The 18,955-nt window shown below is 68.5% G+C and carries 18 protein-coding genes; 12 read left to right on the forward strand and 6 right to left on the reverse strand.

The window, feature by feature from the left end; all coding sequences use genetic code 11:
* The first annotated feature begins 7 nt into the window (after positions 1 to 7).
* From KR541_RS32285 to KR541_RS32295, 3 genes are read left to right on the forward strand one after another with little or no spacing between them, the layout of a single operon-like run.
* Positions 8 to 1,375 (forward strand): TadA family conjugal transfer-associated ATPase, encoded by a 1,368-nt coding sequence (locus KR541_RS32285; protein ID WP_050015323.1) that lies wholly within the window; start codon positions 8 to 10, stop codon positions 1,373 to 1,375.
* Between the two features lie 34 nt (positions 1,376 to 1,409).
* Positions 1,410 to 2,387 carry a type II secretion system F family protein gene (locus tag KR541_RS32290; RefSeq protein WP_050015321.1) on the forward strand — a complete coding sequence of 326 codons (978 nt, stop codon included), beginning with the start codon at positions 1,410 to 1,412 and terminating at the stop codon, positions 2,385 to 2,387.
* 36 nt (positions 2,388 to 2,423) lie between these two features.
* Positions 2,424 to 3,398, forward strand: a complete 975-nt coding sequence (locus KR541_RS32295; protein WP_050015320.1) for a type II secretion system F family protein — start codon at positions 2,424 to 2,426, stop codon at positions 3,396 to 3,398.
* 266 nt (positions 3,399 to 3,664) lie between these two features.
* Here KR541_RS32295 and KR541_RS32300 read toward each other — a convergent pair whose 3' ends face one another.
* The 5 genes from KR541_RS32300 to KR541_RS32320 all read right to left on the reverse strand — a co-directional run bounded on the left by KR541_RS32300 (position 3,665) and on the right by KR541_RS32320 (position 8,581).
* Positions 3,665 to 4,630 carry a SphA family protein gene (locus KR541_RS32300; RefSeq protein WP_050015413.1) on the reverse strand — a complete coding sequence of 322 codons (966 nt, stop codon included), beginning with the start codon at positions 4,628 to 4,630 and terminating at the stop codon, positions 3,665 to 3,667.
* Between the two features lie 37 nt (positions 4,631 to 4,667).
* Complete coding sequence (locus KR541_RS32305) at positions 4,668 to 5,195, reverse strand: flavin reductase family protein (RefSeq protein ID WP_216090071.1); 528 nt, start codon at positions 5,193 to 5,195, stop codon at positions 4,668 to 4,670.
* Between the two features lie 5 nt (positions 5,196 to 5,200).
* Complete coding sequence (locus KR541_RS32310; RefSeq protein WP_216090072.1) at positions 5,201 to 6,439, reverse strand: styrene monooxygenase/indole monooxygenase family protein; 1,239 nt, start codon at positions 6,437 to 6,439, stop codon at positions 5,201 to 5,203.
* A 64-nt stretch (positions 6,440 to 6,503) separates the two neighbouring features.
* Positions 6,504 to 7,292, reverse strand: coding sequence for an SDR family oxidoreductase (locus KR541_RS32315; protein ID WP_050015314.1), 789 nt, complete (start codon positions 7,290 to 7,292; stop codon positions 6,504 to 6,506).
* Between the two features lie 41 nt (positions 7,293 to 7,333).
* Positions 7,334 to 8,581 carry a dienelactone hydrolase family protein gene (locus tag KR541_RS32320; RefSeq protein ID WP_124555447.1) on the reverse strand — a complete coding sequence of 416 codons (1,248 nt, stop codon included), beginning with the start codon at positions 8,579 to 8,581 and terminating at the stop codon, positions 7,334 to 7,336.
* Between the two features lie 351 nt (positions 8,582 to 8,932).
* Here KR541_RS32320 and KR541_RS32325 point away from each other — a divergent pair, with 351 nt between their 5' ends.
* Both KR541_RS32325 and KR541_RS32330 read left to right on the forward strand, forming a co-directional pair.
* Positions 8,933 to 9,958 (forward strand): AraC family transcriptional regulator, encoded by a 1,026-nt coding sequence (locus KR541_RS32325; protein ID WP_204384794.1) that lies wholly within the window; start codon positions 8,933 to 8,935, stop codon positions 9,956 to 9,958.
* Positions 9,959 to 10,086: 128 nt separating this feature from the next.
* The gene (locus KR541_RS32330) at positions 10,087 to 10,617 is read left to right on the forward strand and encodes a GNAT family N-acetyltransferase (RefSeq protein ID WP_124592676.1); all 531 of its coding nucleotides are present in this window, start codon (positions 10,087 to 10,089) and stop codon (positions 10,615 to 10,617) included.
* Positions 10,618 to 10,641: 24 nt separating this feature from the next.
* Here the strand turns inward: KR541_RS32330 and gcvA are convergent, their stop codons facing one another.
* Positions 10,642 to 11,520: a transcriptional regulator GcvA gene (gene gcvA / locus KR541_RS32335; protein ID WP_089490044.1), complete on the reverse strand. Its 879-nt coding sequence runs from the start codon at positions 11,518 to 11,520 to the stop codon at positions 10,642 to 10,644.
* Between the two features lie 127 nt (positions 11,521 to 11,647).
* Here gcvA and argH point away from each other — a divergent pair, with 127 nt between their 5' ends.
* From argH to KR541_RS32370, 7 genes are all read left to right on the forward strand, one after another.
* A complete protein-coding gene (argH, locus tag KR541_RS32340; protein WP_216090073.1) occupies positions 11,648 to 13,081 on the forward strand; it encodes an argininosuccinate lyase in 1,434 nt (477 codons plus the stop codon).
* Positions 13,075 to 13,968, forward strand: coding sequence for an amino acid ABC transporter permease (locus KR541_RS32345; protein ID WP_124630128.1), 894 nt, complete (start codon positions 13,075 to 13,077; stop codon positions 13,966 to 13,968). The genes argH and KR541_RS32345 overlap by 7 nt, the downstream gene beginning before the upstream one ends.
* Positions 13,965 to 14,768, forward strand: coding sequence for an amino acid ABC transporter ATP-binding protein (locus KR541_RS32350; protein ID WP_050015301.1), 804 nt, complete (start codon positions 13,965 to 13,967; stop codon positions 14,766 to 14,768). Before KR541_RS32345 ends, KR541_RS32350 begins: the two co-directional genes overlap by 4 nt.
* 82 nt (positions 14,769 to 14,850) lie before the next feature.
* Positions 14,851 to 15,690: an ABC transporter substrate-binding protein gene (locus KR541_RS32355; RefSeq protein ID WP_216090074.1), complete on the forward strand. Its 840-nt coding sequence runs from the start codon at positions 14,851 to 14,853 to the stop codon at positions 15,688 to 15,690.
* A gap of 7 nt (positions 15,691 to 15,697) precedes the next feature.
* A complete protein-coding gene (locus KR541_RS32360; protein ID WP_216090075.1) occupies positions 15,698 to 16,570 on the forward strand; it encodes a polysaccharide deacetylase family protein in 873 nt (290 codons plus the stop codon).
* On the forward strand, positions 16,567 to 17,475 hold the full coding sequence (locus KR541_RS32365) for a polysaccharide deacetylase family protein (protein WP_252996705.1): 909 nt from the start codon (positions 16,567 to 16,569) through the stop codon (positions 17,473 to 17,475). Before KR541_RS32360 ends, KR541_RS32365 begins: the two co-directional genes overlap by 4 nt.
* A complete protein-coding gene (locus KR541_RS32370; protein ID WP_089490040.1) occupies positions 17,472 to 18,857 on the forward strand; it encodes an MmgE/PrpD family protein in 1,386 nt (461 codons plus the stop codon). The genes KR541_RS32365 and KR541_RS32370 overlap by 4 nt, the downstream gene beginning before the upstream one ends.
* Positions 18,858 to 18,955 lie beyond the last annotated feature (98 nt).

An 18,955-nucleotide genomic window follows, 5' to 3' on the forward strand; every position in this document is an offset into this window, starting at 1 on the left:
AACCATCATGTCATTGCGCGAACAGATGTCCTTGCATCGGGCCCAGCCGGCGGCGGCGGGCGGCGAACCGGTCGGCCCGGCGCATTCGTCGGTGCGCGACGCATACCAGAAGCTGCGCCGCGAAATTCACCTGGCCGTGCTCGAGCGCGTCGAGCTCGAGCGCCTGTCGCGACTGCATCAGGACCAGGTCCGCATGGAGATCGGCTCGCTGATCGCACGCATCCTCGACGAGGAAAGGATGCCGGCGAACGACATCGAGCGGCGCCAGCTCGCGATCGACGTGTACGACGAGATGTTCGGCTTCGGCCCGCTCGAAGCGCTGCTGCGCGACCCCGGCATTTCCGACATCCTCGTGAACACGTACCGGCAGGTCTACGTCGAGCGCTGCGGGCAGCTCGAACTGACCGACGTGACGTTCTACGACGATGCGCACCTGATGAAGGTGATCGAGAAGATCGTGTCGCGCGTCGGGCGCCGCATCGACGAATCGAGCCCGATGGTCGACGCGCGGCTGCCGGACGGTTCGCGCGTGAACGCGATCATCCCGCCGTCCGCGATCGACGGGCCGCTGATGTCGATCCGGCGTTTCGCGGTCAACCCGCTGAAGATGGACGACCTCGTGCGCTACCACAGCCTGACGCCGCCGATGGCCGAGCTGCTCGACGCGCTGTCGCGCGCGAAGGTGAACGTGCTGGTGTCGGGCGGCACCGGCAGCGGCAAGACGACGCTGCTCAACATCCTGTCCGGCTTCATTCCGCGCAACGAGCGGATCGTGACGATCGAGGACGCGGCCGAACTGCAACTGCAGCAGCCGCACGTGCTGCGGCTCGAAACGCGCCCGCCGAACATCGAGGGCAAGGGCGAGATCACGCAGCGCACGCTGGTGCGCAACGCGCTGCGGATGCGCCCGGACCGGATCATCCTCGGCGAAGTGCGCGGCGCCGAAGCGCTCGACATGCTCAACGCGATGAACACCGGCCACGAAGGCTCGCTCGCGACGATCCACGCGAACACGCCGCGCGACGCGCTGACGCGGCTCGAGAACATGGTCAGCGTGTCCGGCCTGACGCTGCCGCCGAAGACGATGCGCCAGCAGATCGCGTCGGCGATCTCGGTGGTCGTGCAGGCGGCGCGGCTCACGGACGGCAAGCGCAAGATCATCAGCATCCAGGAACTGACCGGGATGGAAGGCGACATCATCAACATGCAGGAGATCTTCACGTTCAAGCGCACGGGCGTGGACCGCGACGGCGCGGTGCGCGGCCACTTCTGCGCGACCGGCGTGCGGCCGAAGTTCGTCGAGCGGCTGCAGGCGTTCGGCATCAACCTGCCGGATTCGCTGTACGACCCGTCCATGCGGTACGAGGCGGACTGACGCCAGGGCGTCCTGTGCTGCCGGGGAGAGGCTCATGAATGCGATCTTTTACGGTTTTGTGATTCTTACCTTCGTCGCGGTCGTGCTGTCGATCGAAGGCATTTATCAATGGTGGAACGCGCGGCACGGCGCCGCCGCGCGCCGGATCGAATCGCGCATTCGCGCGATGTCGGCCGGCGGCAACGTGCAGCAGGAGCGGCTGTCGATCCTGAAAAAGCGCATGCTCGACGAGTCGAAGCCGTTCGACCGGCTGCTGCTGCGCCTGCCGCGCGTGCATGCGCTCGATCTCGTGATCCAGCAGTCGGGCCTCGACTGGACGCTGCCGAAGCTGATCACGCTCAGCGCGACGTTCGCGGCGCTCACGTGGTTCGCGGCGAGTTTCGCGCGAGCGCCGCAGCTCGCCGCGGTGCCGCTCGCGCTGTTCGCCGGGTGGTGGCCGATGATGTACGTGTTGCGCCGCCGCGCCCGGCGGATGCGCAAGCTCGAACGGCAGTTGCCGGAGATCTGCGACATGATCGCGCGCGCGCTGCGCTCCGGTCATTCGTTCACGAGCACGCTCGGGATGGTCGGTGACGAGTTTTCCGAGCCGATGGGCGGCGAATTCCGCGTCACGTTCGACGAGGTCAACTACGGCGTGTCGCTGCACGACGCGCTGATGAACCTCGCGACGCGCGTGCCGGTGCAGGACCTGCGCTACTTCGTGATCGCGGTGCTGATCCAGCGCGAGACGGGCGGCAACCTGGCCGAGTTGCTCGACAGCATCGCCGCGCTGATCCGCGAGCGCTTCAAGCTGTTCGACAAGGTGCGCGTGCTGTCGGCGGAAGGGCGGCTGTCGGCGTGGATTCTCGGGCTCTTGCCGTTCGGCACCGCGGCGGTGATGGCGCTGCTGAACCGCGAATTCCTGTCGGTGCTCTGGGAGGATCCGGCCGGGATCCGGATGGTCGGCACGATGCTGGTGTCGATGCTGTTCGGCCTGTTCTGGATCCGCCGAATCGTGCGCATTCGCGTCTGACGCGCGAGCCGAATAACGAACCGTTGCGAGGTTGTCATGCAAAACCTGAGCGTGGTCCAGGCCGTGATGCTGGGCGGCTTGTTCATCTTCGTGGCCGGCGGCGTGCTCGTCGCGATGCTGCTGTTCGCGCCGCGCGGCATCCAGCGCCGGCTCCAGCAGGCCGGCGGAACCGGGGCGGGCGGCGTCGCCGGCCCGGGCGACGGCGACGACATGGCGTCGCGCTGGGTCGCGAAGCTGGTCGAGCTGTCCACGCCGATCTCGAAGCTGTCGGTGCCGAAGGAGGGCTGGGAGAATTCGCCGCTGCGCATCCGGCTGATGAATGCCGGCTGGCGCAACCAGAGCGCGGCCGCGCTGTATTTCACCGCGAAGACGATACTCGCGCTCGGCCTGCCGTGCGCGGCGCTGCTGGCGCTGATCACGACGTCGCTCGGCGACGAGCGCGCGGTGCTGTCGCTGATTCTCGTGGCGCTCGCCGGCATCGGCTACTACATCCCGAACATCGTACTGTCGCAGCGGGTCAAGGTGCGCCAGCAGAAGATCTTCGAGGATTTCCCGGACGCGCTCGACCTGCTGACGGTGTGCGTCGAGGCGGGGCTCGGGCTCGACGCGGCGCTGATGAAGGTGAGCGAGGAGCTGCGGTTTCGCAGCGAGGTGGTCGCGAGCGAACTCGATCTGCTGCTGCTCGAGATGCGCTCCGGCTTCACGAAGGAGACGGCGCTGCGCAATCTCGCGCTGCGCACCGGCGTCGAGGACATCGAATCGTTCTGCGCGATGCTGATCCAGGCGGACCGGTTCGGCACGAGCATCGGCGAATCGCTGCGCGTGCTGTCGGACATGCTGCGTACGCGGCGCCGGATGCGCGCGGAGGAACGCGCGGCGAAGATCGCGCTGAAGCTGCTGTTTCCGCTGATCTTCTGCATCTTCCCCGCGCTGATGATGGTGCTGCTCGGGCCGGCGATGATCCACGTCTATCGCGTGCTGCTGCCCACGTTCGTCGGCGTCGCGCCGTAAGCGGCGCGCGGATGCGGCTTCACGCGCATCGATCCAGGCTCGACGTGCCGGCCCCGGGGCGATTCGGCGGCCGGCGCGGCAACAGGCTTCATGGAGGCTCCCTCCCCAGGCGGCGCCGCGAGACAGGTCGACCATAGCGGCGTCGATGCATCCTGGACCCATGGTCGATCATGGAACGAGCCGTAGTCCACCGCCTTCACGGCTGCCCCCTGCGGCTAACCGCCGAGCCGGCGTGCTGCGTATCGGGACGGCCGACGCCCGGTGTATCACTGAAAGTGATGCACGTAGCGCAGCACCATCCGCGTCCCCTGCGGCCGGTTGCGCGCATAGGTCTCGAAGTACGCGTTGAACAGCAGGTGATCGTGCGGCGAGAAGCTATACATGGCGCCCGGCCCGATCGCGAACACGGCTTCCCGCGTGCCCGGCACGTCCTGCCCGTTGGCCTTCATGTCGGTGGTCTGACGTAGCCAGTAGCCGTTGAGCCCCAGCCGCAGGCCGGGCCGCACTTCGTACTCGGTCGCGAAGTTCACGTGGATCGCCTGGCCCGCTTGCGTCGACGTCACGTCCGGGCCGAGTGCCGTCGCCGGTTGATGGTTGGTCGCGTTCCACAGATAGTGCAGCCGCCACGATACGGTCCATTTCGGCGTGAGCCACAGCGTCGCGGCCCAGTACGGATCGAACGACCAGAAATGGCTGCCCGGATTGATCGCGCGCGCCGGATCGTACGCGCCGGTCGGCACGACGAACTGGAATTCGACGCGCTGCGCGAAGCGTGGGCCCTGCGCGCCCATCACCGGGTCGAACTGGACGAACGGGCCGATCAGCAGATCGCCGAAGCCGGCGCGCGCATTCAGCGCGACGTTGCCGATGCCGTCGTCGGTCCGCGCGGACGCGATCCACGGCAGGATCACGTCGAGGCCCGGATGCATGCCGGCAAACGTCAGCGGGGACTGATAGACGAGCTGACTCAAGCCCGCGAACAGGTCGATGTCCTGCTTCGGCAGCCCGACCTTGTTGCCTGCATTGTCGTTGACGCGGCCGGCCGTGTAGTACTGCAGGTACTGCGTGCCGTACCAGCCGGCGCCGGCCGGCGGCATGCCGTCGAGGAAACTGGTCATGCCGAGGTTGACCGCCGGCAGGTCGGCCGCATGGGCCGGCGTATGACCGGCGAGGCCGCCGAGGCCGGCGAGTGCGAAGCCTGCGGCGACGAGCAGGCGAGAGCCGATTTTCATGTTCACCACCTCTTGGCTATTTGATTGTATGTACTAATTAAATGGAGCGTGAAAGATCGGGATGATCGGCGATCGCGCGATACTGGCCCGCATGGAACACGAGCGGCGCCTTGCCGAAGGCGTCGAACTGCTCGATCTCGCCGATGAACAGCAGGTGGTCGCCGCCTTCGTAGTGGCCGACGTTGCGGCACACGAAGCGCGCGCTCGCGCCGTCGAGGCACGGCACGCTGCCGTTCTCCGAATCCGCGTGCGGCACGCCGTCGAACTTGTCGGCGCTGGGCGTCGCGAAGCGGCGCGACAGGTCGATCTGGTCGTGCGCGAGGATGTTGATCGCGAAGTGGGTCGCCGCGACGAAATCCGGGCGGCTCGGCGCGAGCTTGCGCAGGCTCCACAACACGAGCGGCGGATCGAGCGACAGCGACGAGAACGAATTCGCGGTGAGGCCGACCTTGCGCCCGTCGGCCGCGCACGTGGTGATCACGGTGACGCCGGTCGGGAACTGCCCGAACGCGGCGCGCAACTGCATCGGGTCGAGGGCCGGACGGTCGGTAACGGTCGTGTCCATGGCGCTCACTCCGCACGCACGCTGTGTTCGCGGATCAGCGCCGCGCACGCCGACGGTTCGAACCACCACGGCGCGAACCGGCGCGGATCGTCGAAACCGTCGACGATCGTTTTCGCGAGCGACGGCAACTGGCCGGCCGCACCGAGCAGTTCGAGGATGTGCGGCGGCGGCGGGGTGAGCAGCGAGTTGGTCCAGCGCACGACGTGCCGCGCATACGCCCAGTAGCCTTCGAACGTCTGGTGCATCCAGTCTTCGCCGAACGGTGCGGCACCGCGCGCGACGATCGCGTCGAAATACGCGTTCGCGCATTTCGCGGCGTTGTTCGAGCCCTGGCCGGTGATCGGATCGTTGACCACCACCGCATCGGCCATCCCGAACACGGTGCGGCCCGACGGCAGCCGGAAGAACGGCTTGCGCACGGTCGGCGCGAAGCGCCCGGCCAGCGTGCCGTTCGGATCGGTGAGCGCGACGTCGCGGCAGCGCTCGTATTCCCACGGTACGTACTGCTGCAGGAACGACAGGCTGCGGTCCAGATGCTGCTCGGGCGTCTTTACGTCGGCCCAGCAGTCGAGCGGGCCGCCCGGGATGCCTTCGAACACCATGATTTCGCACGGGCCGGTGGTGGTCAGCGCGGGAAACACGAAGTACTCGCCGATGCCCGGCAGCAGGTTGAAGCGCACGCGCGAATACGGCTCGCTCGGCGTCATCCCTGTCACGTAGGTCAGCGCCAGCGCGCGCTGCGGACGATCGAACGGGCTGCGCGCATCGTCGCGGCCGAGCAGGTTCACGATGTCGCCCTTGCCGGCCGCGAGCAGCACGAGATCGTGGCTGCGGGCCAGTTCCTCGAGTTCGGGCACGCCGATGTCGGCGATGCGCACGTCCGCGCCGCGGCGGCGGACGCCGTCGAGCCAGTCGGCCATCTTCACGCGCTGGTCGACCGACTGCGCGTAGCGGGTCAGCCGCGACGACCAGTCGATCGCCTTGCGGCCGTGGCCGTCCGGGTGCGGCACCGCGATGCCGATGCCTTCGACGGACGGGCATGCTTCCTCCCACGTATTCAGGCCGAGATCGCGCTCGATCTGCAACGACGTGTGAAACATGCATTGGCTCGACATGACCTTGCCGGAGCGGATCTGCTCCGCGTCGCGGTTGGTCGCGAGCGTGACGTGGTAGCCCTGGTTGAGCAGGGCGAAGGCGAGTTGCAGGCCGGACTGGCCGGCGCCGACGATAGCGATGCGTCTCATGGGAAATTCCTTGGTTGGTCGTGTAGCGGCCGTACTGATCGAGGGAAGCAGCGGCGACGCGCGGTCACTCCGCGAGCCGCGGAATCGCCGGCACCGCCTGTTCGGGGCCCATCGCGGCATAGCCGCCGTCCACCGCGTAGTCGGCGCCCGTCACGAAGCTCGCCGCGTCGCTGCACAGGAACGTGACGACCTGCGCGACTTCCGACGGATCGCCGACGCGGCCGAGCAGGTGGAACGGCGCGGCGACGCGATCGGTCTTCGCACGGTCGCCGTGCGTGAGCTCGTCCATCACGCGCGACCAGGTCCACCCGGGCGACACCGAGTTGACGCGAATCCGGTCGGGCGCGAGATCCATCGCCATGCTGCGCGTGAGCTGGCGGATTGCGGCCTTGGAGGTCGGATACAGCCAGCGGCCGGTTTGCGCGCACTGCGCGGAGATCGAGCTGAAATTCACGATCGCGCCGCCGCCGCGCCGCGCCATGTGCGGATGCACGGCCTTCGCGAGCATCGCCGCCGACACGACGTTGACGTCCATCGCCGCGAGCCAGTCGTTGCGGGTCGCGTGGATGCCGTTGTCGACATAGCTGCACGCGAGGTTGACGAGCACGTCGATCGCGCCGAATCGTTCGACGATCGTCGCGATCGCGCGCTCGATCGCACGGTCGTCCGTGATGTCGAGCGCGATGAACAGCGCCCGTTCGCCGAGCGATGCGGCCACGCGTGCGCCGTTGTCCGCATCGAGATCGAGGATCGCGACGCACGCACCGGCGCGGCTCAGGTCCTGTGCAACCGCGGCGCCGATCAGCGTGGCGCCGCCGGTGACGAGCGCGACTTTGCCAGCAAGGGCATTCATGGGGTGTCTCCGGGAATCATGGGGGTGAGGGTGGGGCCGCGTCAGTGCGCACCGGTGGACGGCGCACTGTCGCGCCAGCGGCGCATCAGGCCGTTCGACGGCACGGTGACGTCGAGCAGCTTGCGGGCCGTGTCGACGCCCGCGACCGGCAGGCCTGACGGGTCGAGCAGGCCGATCTGCACGAGCACGCTCGCCTGATCCCAGTAGATGTGCTCGTGATAGAGCTTGTCGCCGCGAAACTTGACGATTGCGACGAGCGGAATCTCGACGCGCTTGCCGGTCGGCGCGACGCCCGGCAGCATCCAGTCGATCTCGGTGGTGTGCGTGAAGCAGAACAGCAGCTCGTCGACGATCTGGCTCGCGCCGATCGTGCGCGAGATCGGCGTGATCGTCGTGTCGGGCGGGTTCGCATGCACGAAGTGATGCGTGTAGAAGCGCTTGAGCTCGTCATGGCCGACGCCGCCCGTCAGCGTCGGAACATGGTTGACGTACGGCTCGGCGACCATCGTGGCCATCGTCGCGTCGACGTTGCGCGTGTCGAACTCGTGCTGCAGATGCGTTTCCCACAGCGCGGACAGGTCGTAGTGCGGGCCGAGCGCGGCGCGGAACGCGGCGATCGCGCGCTGGTGGGCCATGACCGCGGCGGCCTGGTCGTAATGATCGCCGCCGGCGCGGGCGAACGCGTGGTCGACGCCGGGGTAGACGTAGACTTCGACGCCGTCGCGGCCGGCCAGCGCAGCCGCGATGCGCTGCTGCGCGTCGGGCGGGCAGAAACGGTCCTGCGCGGCGATCTGCAGCACGAGCCGCCCGTGCAGGTGCGCCGCTTCGTCCAGCGCATGCTCGATGCCCACGCCGTAGTAGCTGACCGCCGCCGCCACGCCCGGCAGCCGGCATGCGGCGAGATACGCGAGCTTGCCGCCGAGGCAGTAGCCGAGCACGCCGGCCTCGCCCGTGCATTCCGGCCGCTGGCGGAGCGCGTCCAGCGCGGCGCCGACGTCGTCGACACCGTTGTTTTCGTCGAATTCGCGATAAAGGGCCATTGCGCGCTCGACATCGGCGGCCGCATACCCGAGCTCGATGCCGGGCGACTGGCGCCAGAACAGGTCCGGCACGAGCACCGTGTAGCCTTCCTCGGCGTAGTAGTCGGCCACGTCCCGCATCGTCGCGTTCGCGCCGAAGATCTCGTGACAGAGCACGATGCCCGGCCCCGTGCCGCCGGCCGGCGTGCTCAGGTACGCGCGAAACGCGCCGCCGTCCGGCGATGGAATCTCGATGTGACGTCCGTTCATCTGTCCCTCCGTGCTGTTGGTTTCGGTGATGGGCCCAGTATTGGCGGCCGAAATGGGCGTTTCTATCCGCTTTCTTCGGCCGGTATCCGCGAATTCCGGAAACCTGCGGCAGCGGCCGCCGCGAGCCGGCGGGCCGTGGGCGACTGCGGGTATGTGCGGATGCGGACAGCCCGCACAGTTTTCTACGATGCGCGAACGGTCCGCTTCTTGCGTGGCTTGCGCGGGACTTGCGTGTTTCGTGGGACGGATTGTCCGGATGCTCCGGGCGCTGTCCGGATCGTGCGACGCATTCCCCGAGATCGGGAATGCATGCACGGCGCGAGTGCGATCGAGCACGACGGGAGAACTTCGATGGCGCAATTTTCCGAAACCGGCTGGCTGGGTGAAGCCGCCTGTTTCAATCACGGCACGCTGCTGCTGGAGTCGAACGACGTCGACGAGGTGCGTGCGCGCGTGGCGGACGTCTTCAAGCCGCATCGACTCACGCCCACCGGCGAATCGCGCGTGCTGCACAGCTGCATGCACCATGCGCGCTGGGGCAACCTGTCGCTGAACCTGCTCGATTACGGTGGCGAGGTGTCGATCGAACCGGGGCCGCTCGAGCATTTCTATCTGTTGCAGATTCCGCTGCGCGGCGACGCCCAGATCGAATGCGGCGCGACGCGCTTCGTGTCGTCGCCCGACACGGCGTCGCTGCTGTCGCCCACGCTGCCGCTCCGGATGCGATGGGGCGAAGCGTGTCCGCAAGTCATCCTGCGTATCGAGCGCGACGTGATGGAGCGCCACGCGCAGCGGCATTTCGGCGACGACCGGCGCGCGAGCGTCGAATTCGAACCGGCGTTCGACCTGTCGTCGCCGCAGGGCGTCTGTCTCGCGCAGGTGCTGCCGGTGCTCGCCGGCGCGATCGCGACGGACGCGCATCCGCTGCGTCATCCGCTCGCGTTCGAGCAGCTCGAATCGACGCTGCTGAACCTGCTGCTGTACGGCCACCCGAACACCGCGCGCAACGGCACCCGTTCCGCGCCGGCGCCGCTCGCGCCGTTCTACGTGCGGCGCGTCGAGGAATACATCCGCGCGCATCTCGACGAGCCGCTGACGATCGAACGGCTCGCCGAACTCGCCGGCGTCAGCCCGAGCACGCTGTTCGCCGGCTTCCGCAATCGCCACGGGATCACGCCGATGGGCTTCGTCCGACAGTTGCGGCTGCAACATGTGCGCGACGAACTGCTGGCCGACGACACGCCGGGGCTCGCGTCGGTTACCGACGTCGCGCTGAAATGGGGCTTCGCGCACCTCGGGCGGTTCGCGATCGAGTATAAGCGGGCGTTCGGCGAATCGCCGTCGGCGACGCTCAGGATGCGGCGCGGACGGGGGTGAGGGCGGCGCGATGGGTCGGCCCGCTCGATCGCGCGGCCACGAAGGTCGTTCGACAGCGTTGCACGGATCGTCCACAATCCGTCGTGCACATCGCGCCCGTCGGCGCGATGCCTCCGGGAGCGTCCTCAATGACTGGCCTATCCATCCGGTCCGCCACGATCGGCGATGCGCAGGCGATCGCCGATTTTCATGTCAAGGTCTGGCGGCAGACCTATCGGGATCTCGCGCCGGCCGACGCGCACGCCGTTCTCGACGAACACTATCGCCGCAGACAATGGAATGAAAAGCTGTCGTCGAACGACGGGAACCCGCTCGTGCTGGTGGCGGAGATCGACGGCAGCATCGTCGGCATCGGGGCCGCCGGCGCGCCGTCCGATCCGGTATTCAACGGCCGTGGCGAGATCAAGTTTCTGTATGTCGATCCCCGATTCCAGCGTCGCGGCATCGGCCGCCAGCTGCTCGCGCGGCTCGCGACGCATTTGGGCCGGTTGCGGTATCCGGGCGCGGCGTTGAGCGTCGTCGACGGCAACGACGCGGCGATCGCGTTTTATGCGGCGCTGCATGGCCGGCCTGCCGGCGAATACATCGATCCGGGGCCGGTCTGGCGATCGCGCAACATCGTGATGGTGTGGGACGACCTCGCGAGCCTTGGTGCGTGAGCACACCGCGCGCGGCGACGCGTATCACGCGAGGCGTGCCCGCAGCCACGACGTGAACGCGGCCACGAGCGGCGACTCGGCCAGTTCATGACGCGTGACGAGATAGTACGCGTGGCGTGACGGCACCGTGGCGCTGAACGGCCGCACGAGCGTGCCGTCGATCAGGTCGTCGCGCACCGACAGGCTGTCGCCGAGTGCGACGCCCTGGCCGTGCACCGCGGCTTCGACGCCGATGTGCGCGTTGCCGATTTCGAGAATGCGGATGCCCGGCAGCTTGTCGGCGTTCGCTTGCGCGAGCCACCGCGTCCACGAGCCCGCATGCTCGCAGAACAGCGTCCGCCCCGCGAGATCCTGCACCTTGCGGATCGCATCGGGCCCGTTCATCAACGCCGGGCTCACGACCGGGAACAGCGCCGGATGCGCGAGCAGCTCGACGCGCCGGTTGCGCCAGTTGCCTTCCCCGTAGCGAATGCAGACGTCGACGTCCGCCGAATAGGTTTCGCGATCGTCGTTCGACGGAATCACTTTCAGATGGATACCCGGATAACGCTCCAGAAAATCGCCGATGTGCCGGGCGAGCCAGCGCGACGTCAGCGACAGCGGCGTCGACACGACGAGATCGCCGGCGGCGGCCGGCGAATCGAGCCTGACGGTGGCGTTCGCGATCATGTCGAACGCGGTACCGACCGGTTCGAGCAGCGCCTCACCTTCGGGCGTGAGCTTCACGCGGGCCTTTGATCGGACGAATAGCGCGATGCCGAGCGTGTTCTCGAGAATGCGGATCTGGTGGCTGACCGCGCTGGCGGTCACGTGCAGTTCATCGGCGGCGGCCGACACGCTGCCGCACCGGGCGGCGGCTTCGAATGCGCGAAGCGGGTTCAGCGGAGGCAGGCGGTTGCGCATCGGCGGGGCACGTCGCGGGCGACGATACTGAGAAAAATTTCATTAAAACGGATTCAATTTCTCGCTACAACAAAAAAAATTGAATGCCTACAGTGGGAGCAATCCAACCGAGTCGAGGTCGACCGCAATGAGCCTTACCGAACCGATCGAACGCCTGTGGGGCGGCCGCTTCCAGTCGGCGCCGTCCGACGCGCTGCAGAACCTGTCCCGCTCCGATCCGAGTTTCTTCCGTCTCGTGCCGTACGATCTGGCGGGCTCCCGGGCCCATGCGCGCGAACTGAACCGCGCGGGTATCCTGAACGACGACGACCTCGCGCAACTGCTGGACGCGATGGACGGCATCGCGCGCGACTATGCCGCCGGCGCGATCGCGCCATCGCTCGCCGACGAGGACGTGCACACGTTCCTCGAGCGCGTGCTCACGCAGCGGCTGCCGGCGCTCGGCGGCAAGCTGCGCGCCGGGCGCTCGCGCAACGACCAGGCGGCGAACGACCTGCGCCTGTATCTGCGCGACAAGGCGCGCCGGCTCGTGCGCGGCGTGCTCGACCTGCAGGATGCGCTGATCGGCCAGGCGAGCCGGCATGTCGACACGGTGACGGCCGGATTCACCCACCTGCAGCCCGCGCAGCCGATCGTGTTCGGCCATCAATTGCTCGCCCACGCGCAGTCGCTGTATCGCGACGCCGATCGCCTGGTCGACTGGGACCGTCGCACCGCGCGTTCGCCGCTCGGCGCGGCCGCGCTCGCGGGCTCGGCGATCTGCGTGCGGCCCGAGCTGTCGGCGCGGGAGCTGGGTTACGACGCGCCGTGCGAGAACTCGATCGACGCGGTGGCCGCGCGCGACCACGTCGCCGAATTCGTGTTCGTCACCAGCATGCTCGCCGTGAACCTGTCTCGCCTGTCGGAAGAAGTGATCCTGTGGACGTCGCGACAATTCCGCTGGGTGGAACTCGACGACGGCTACGCGACCGGCAGCTCGATCATGCCGCAGAAGAAGAACCCGGACATCGCGGAGCTCACGCGCGGGAAGGCGGGGCGCCTGATCGGCAACCTGACGGGGCTGCTCGCGACGCTGAAGTCGCTGCCGCTCGCGTACAACCGCGATCTCGCGGAAGACAAGATCGCCGCGTTCGATTCGATCGACACGCTCGAACTCGTGCTGCCGGCGATGGCGGGGATGATCCGCACGATGCGCGTGAACGTCGACGAGATGCGTCGCCAGGCGCCGCTCGGCTTCACGCTCGCCACCGAGGTCGCCGACTGGCTCGCGCTGACGGGCGTGCCGTTCAGCGAGGCGCACGAGATCACCGGCACGCTCGTGCGCGCGTGCGAGCGGGGCGGCATCGAGCTGGCCGACGCGAGCGCCGAACAGTTGCAGGCCGTCGACACGCGCCTCGCACCGGCGGTGCGCGCGCATCTGACGCTCGACGCGGCCGTCGCCGCACGCGGCGGGGCGGGCGGCACGTCGCCCGCACGCGTGCGCGAACAGATCGACCGCCTGAGCGAGGCAATCGAGCGCCAGGCCGCGTGGGCGGCCGATTACCGGGGGCCGTCATGCTGAGCGCATCCGATTCCCGCCGTCTCGACGGCGCACCGGCGGCGGCCGATGCGGTCGCGGACGACACGGCCGTCCTCGTGCGCGTGCGCCGGCGCTACTGGGGCCGCTACGTCGCATCGGTCGCGATCGTTGCCGCGCTTGCCTATATCGCCGCCGCGTTCGCGCGCGGACAGATCGAATGGCGTGTCGTCGGCCAGTTCCTGACCGCGCGCTCGATCCTGACGGGGCTCGCCAACACGATCGTGATGACCGTCCTCGCGATGACGGTCGGTGTCGTGCTCGGGGTCGTCACCGCGGTGATGCGGCTGTCGTCGAACCCGGTGCTCGGGGCGATCGCGCAGGGCTATATCTGGCTGTTCCGCGGCACGCCGGTGATTCTGCAGTTGCTGCTGTGGTTCAACCTGGCGCTGGTGTTTCCGACGCTCGGCATCCCGGGCATCGCCGAATACCGGACCGTCGACGTGATGACGCCGTTCCTCGCGGCCGTGCTCGGACTCGGCATCAACCAGGGCGCGTATACGTCGGAAGTCGTGCGGGCCGGGCTGCTATCGGTCGATACAGGCCAGTACGAGGCCGCGAAATCGATCGGCATGCCGCGCCTGCAGGCGCTGCGCCGGATCATCCTGCCGCAGGCGATGCGCGTGATCGTGCCGCCGATCGGCAACGAACTGATCGGCATGGTCAAGCTGACGTCGCTCGCGAGCGTCGTGCAGTACGCGGAGATGCTGCACAACGCGCAGAACATCTACTACGCGAATGCCCGCGTGATCGAACTGCTGATCGTCGCCGGCATCTGGTATCTCGCGGTCGTCACCGTGCTGTCGCTCGCGCAGGCCCGCGTCGAACGGCGCTTCGCACGCGGTGCGGGGCGCGCGGCGGGCCGAAAATGAACGACACGATCCACAACTATCGGGAGAACGTCATGACGAATGCAGTCGTTCGCGCGGTCGACGTGCGCAAGTCGTACGGCGATTTCCAGGCGCTGCACGGCATCACGCTCGACGTTGAACAGGGCGAAGTGCTGTGCATCATCGGCCCGTCGGGCTCGGGCAAGAGCACGTTCCTGCGCTGCATCAATCAACTCGAGACGATCAGCGCGGGCGCGCTGTGGGTCAACGGCGAACTGGCCGGTTACCGGCGCACGGGCAACCGGCTCCACGCGCTGTCCGAGCGCCAGGTCGCGCGCCAGCGGCTGGCGACGAGCATGGTGTTCCAGCGCTTCAACCTGTTTCCGCACAAGACGGCGCTCGAGAACGTGATCGAGGGCCCCGTGCAGGTGCTCAAGCGCCGCCGTGCGCAAGCGGAGGAGGAGGCGCGCGCGCTGCTCGCCCGCGTCGGGCTCGCCCACAAATGCGACGCGTTTCCGGTCGAGCTGTCGGGCGGCCAGCAGCAGCGCGTCGCAATCGCGCGGGCGCTCGCGATGCATCCGCAGCTGATCCTGTTCGACGAACCGACGTCGGCGCTCGATCCCGAACTCGTCGGCGAAGTGCTGGCCGTGATGCGCGATCTCGCGAAGAGCGGGATGACGATGATCGTCGTCACGCACGAGCTCGGCTTCGCGCGCGAGGTGGCCGACCGCGTCGTGTTCATGGACGGCGGCCGGATCGTCGAAAGCGGGCCGCCGGACCAGGTGCTGTCCGCGCCGACCCATGCGCGCACGCGCGACTTCATTTCGGCGGTGATTGCTTGAGCGGGTCGGGCGCCCCGTGCAGAAGCGCCCGAACGATTCCTCCGTCAACGATACAAGCCCACAACGACAAGGCGACACCCCCATGAAAGCATCCGTCCTGACCCGCACGCTGGCTGCCGCCGCATTCGGCGCGCTCGCGCTTCATGCGACGTTCTCGGTCGCGCAATCCGCCCCCGCGGCCGCGAAACGCACGCTGAACGTCGCGATCGTGCCGAACTATCCGCCGTTCGAATACAAGGATCCGGCGACCGACAAGCTCGCGGGTTTCGACGTCGATCTCGGCGAGGCGCTGGCCGCGAAGATGGGCGCGAAACTCAACTGGGTCGAGACGAGCTTCGACCAGATGATGAGCGCGGTCGCGACGCAACGCGTCGACATGATCCTGTCCGGGATGACCGACCTGCCGACGCGCCGCGATGCGGTGACGTTCGTCGACTACATCGAGACGGGCCCGCAGTTCTACGTGCTGAAGGCACGCGCCGGCGAGTTCGCGCAGATGAGCGCGCTGTGCGGCAAGCGCGTGGGGTCGAGCCGGCGCACGTCGTTCCCGGACAATACGACCGCATGGAGCGCGGAGAACTGCGTGAAGGCCGGCAAGCCGCCGATCGTGGTGGTGGGCACCGACGGCTCGTCGGATGCGCGGATGCAGCTGCGCCAGAACCGCATCGACGCGGCGGTGCAGGGCGGCGAGACGCTGCCGTACCAGAACAGCCTCGAGCTGAACGCGTATGCGCCGGTCGGCAAGCCGTTCCTGTCGCAATACACGGGCATTGGCGTCGCGAAGAGCAACACGGCGCTGAGCAGCGCGCTGACGGCGGCGCTCGACCAGCTGATCGCGGACGGCTCGTACCGGAAGCTGCTCGCGAAATGGGGGCTGCAGGAACACGCGGTGGCGAAGGCGATGATCAACGGCACCCACTGAGCGCGCGATGACGGACCTGGCGCCCCGCTGGCCCGACGCGAAGCGCGCATGCGTCGCGCTCGCGTTCGATCTCGACGGCCCGACCGGCGACGCGATGCTGAACGGGTCGATCTGGCGCAACCCCGCGTATTTCACGCTCGGCAGCTACGGGCCGTGGCGCGCGCTCGGCCGGCTGCTCGACCTGCTCGCCTCTTTCGCGTTGCCCGCGACGTTCTTCGTGCCCGCCTGGGTCGCGCGAACGTGGCCCGCGCAATGCGCGGCGATCGTCGAGCGCGGCCACGAGATCGGCTATCACGGCTACCGGCACGAAGCGTTCTGGACGCTCGAACCCGATCGGCAGCGCGAGATCATGGCGCAATCGGCCGATATCTTCGCGCGCACGCTCGGCGTGCGGCCGGTCGGGTTCCGCACGCCGTCCGGCGACTGGAGCGCCGCGACCGTGGCCGTGCTGCGCGAAGCGGGCGTGCGCTATTCGAGCTCGATGCGCGGCGACGACCGGCCGTACCTGCTGCACGGCGAGGACGGCGAGCCGCCGCTCGTCGAGATTCCCGGCCGCTGGGAGACCGACGACTACGCGTCGCTCGCGTATCACCGCAATCCCGACTACCCGGCCGGGCTCGACCGGATCGCGGGCTACGGCGCGACGCTCGACAACTGGACGCGCGAATTCGACGGCGTATACCGTGAAGGGCTGTGCCTGACGACGCTTCTTCATCCCAAGGTGTGCGGCAAGCCGGGACGCATCGCGCTGCTGGAGGCCTGGCTCGACCACATGCGCGCGCAGGACGGCGTATGGTTCGCACGCTGCCGCGATGTCGCCGACTGGTGGCTCGGGCAGGCCGCGCGGGAGGCGGCGCCCACGCAACGGAGCGGCACGTGACCCACCTTCCTGCATGGCCGGGCGGCGCGCGATACGCGGTCGCGATCACGGTCGACTTCAACGACATTCATGGCATCCAGACGCGCGAACCGCGTATCGTCGGCCGCGAGAAATCGCTGTCGGTCTGGCGTTACGGCGCGACGCGCGGTGTCGACCGGCTGCTTGCGGCGTTCGATGCGTTCGGCGTGCCGACGAGCTGGTTCGTGCCCGGCGCCGTCGCCGAAACGCATCGGGGCACGGTATGCGAGATTGCCGCAGCCGGCCACGAACTCGGCGTGAGCGGCTATCGCTGCGAGGATTTCGATGCATTGCCGCTCGCTGCCCAGATCGACGCGTGCCGCGCGGGGCGTGCGGCGCTCGCGGACGCGACCGGTCGCGACGCACACGGCTTTCGCTCGTTCACCGGCAACTGGGCCGACGGCTTCGCCGAATTTCTCGTCGCGGAAGGTTTCACGTGGTCGTCGTCCTGGCGCGGCGACGATCTGCCTTACGTGCATCCGCGTAGCGGCGGCGACGTGAAGGGCGCACGGCTCGTCGAACTGCCGCTGCACTACGAGCTCGAGGACGAACCGTATTTCGAGTTCAACCTGTCGCCGCCCGTGCCGGCAGGCCAGCCGCGCATCGCCGCGTACCGCGACGTGCTCGACAACTGGCGGCGCGACGTCGACGGGTTCAGGCGTTTCGGGCTGTGCTGCGTGTTGCGCCTGCATCCCGAGATCATCGGCACGGCCGGCCGGATCGCTTTGCTGCACGCGTTGCTCGCGCACTTGCGCGGCACCGGCGATGCGTGGTTCGCGACGGGGCACGACATCGCGCGCTGGTGGCATGCACAGGCACCCGTCAACGACCCGGGCCATCCGGTCGACGTGTTCGCACGCTGCGTGGCAGACGAGGCGGCACGATGACGACGGACACGCAAGCGCGCGCGACGCGGCTCGCGGCATTCGTCGCACGGACTTCCGCCGATGCATTGCCGGACGACGTCGTCGCGAAAGCCACGCGTCATGTTCTCGACACGTTCGGCGCCGCGCTGGCGGGCACGTCGGCCGTCGAGACGCGCAGCGCCCGTGCGCTGACCGGCGCCGTTGGCCGCGGCGGCGCGTCGCTATGGGGCACGCGACGGCGTGCGAGTGCGCGCGACGCGGCGTTCGTCAACGGCATTGCCGCGCACGCACTCGAGCTCGACGATTCGGGCGGCTGCGATCATTCGGGCGCGGTCGTGCTGCCAGCCGTGCTGGCAGCGCTGTCGTGCGCCAGCCAACCGGTCGCGGGCCGAGAATGCGTGATGGCGATCGTGCTCGGATACGACGTCGGTCGGCGCGTGCTCGAGGCGGCGGGCGGCTACTCGGCCCACAACGGCGCGGGCTGGCATTCGACGCTCAGTTGCGGCGTGTTCGGCGCGGCCGCCGCGAGCGCGCGCGTGCTCGGACTCGACGCCGTGCGCACGCGTGACGCATTGGGCCATGCGGCGAGCTTCGCCGGCGGCCTGTGGAGCTTCATTCACGACGGATCGCAGACCAAGCGGCTGCACGCCGGGCGTGCGGCGGAAGGCGGCGTGCTGGCGGCGTTGCTTGCCCGGGAGGGCGTGAGCGGTCCCGCCCGCGTGTTCGACGACGTGTGGGGCGGCTTCTTCAACACGTTCGCCGCGCCGTCGCATGCGCCCGACGCGTTGACCGACGGTCTTGGCGCGCACTGGAAGCTGATGCGCTGCTCGATCAAGCCGCACGCGTCGTGCCGCAGCGCGCATGCGGCGGTCGACGCGGCGCTGCAACTCGCGGACGGCCGCACGTTCGCGGCGGGCGAGATCGAACGGGTGACGGTGCGGGCGAGCGCGTTCGTTGCGCGGATGTGCGGCGGCCGCGACCTGTCGACGCTGGCGTCCGCGCAGATGAGCCTGCCGTACGCGGTTGCGGCGGCGCTCGTGTTCGGCGACACCGGGATCGACGCTTATCGTGCGGACCGGCGCACCGACCCGAGCGTGACTGCGCTGCTCGCGCGCATTACGGTCGATGTCGATCCGGCGCTCGGCGATCTCGACGAGCCGACGGTGAGCCTGCAACGCGCGGACGGGACGCGGGAATCGCGGCACGTGCCGATCGCCCTCGGCGATCCGCGCAATCCGCTACCGGATGCGGCGCTGCTGGCCAAATATCGTGCGCTGGCAAGCACGGCGTTCGACGGTGCGCGCGTCGACGCGTTGAGCGACATGTGCCTGTCGCTGGACCGGCAGGCCGACGCGCGCGTGCTGAACGAGCGGCTCGCAGGCGATTCGGAACACCTCGATTGACCGTGTCGAGGGGCTTCATGCGGCAGTTGCAGCTGCAACGTGTGCGCGAGAAGCGGCCGGCCGGCGCTGACAAGGGGCTCCCATGAGCCTATGCGCGG

This window comes from Burkholderia sola (assembly GCF_905400185.1).
GTDB lineage: Bacteria > Pseudomonadota > Gammaproteobacteria > Burkholderiales > Burkholderiaceae > Burkholderia > Burkholderia sola.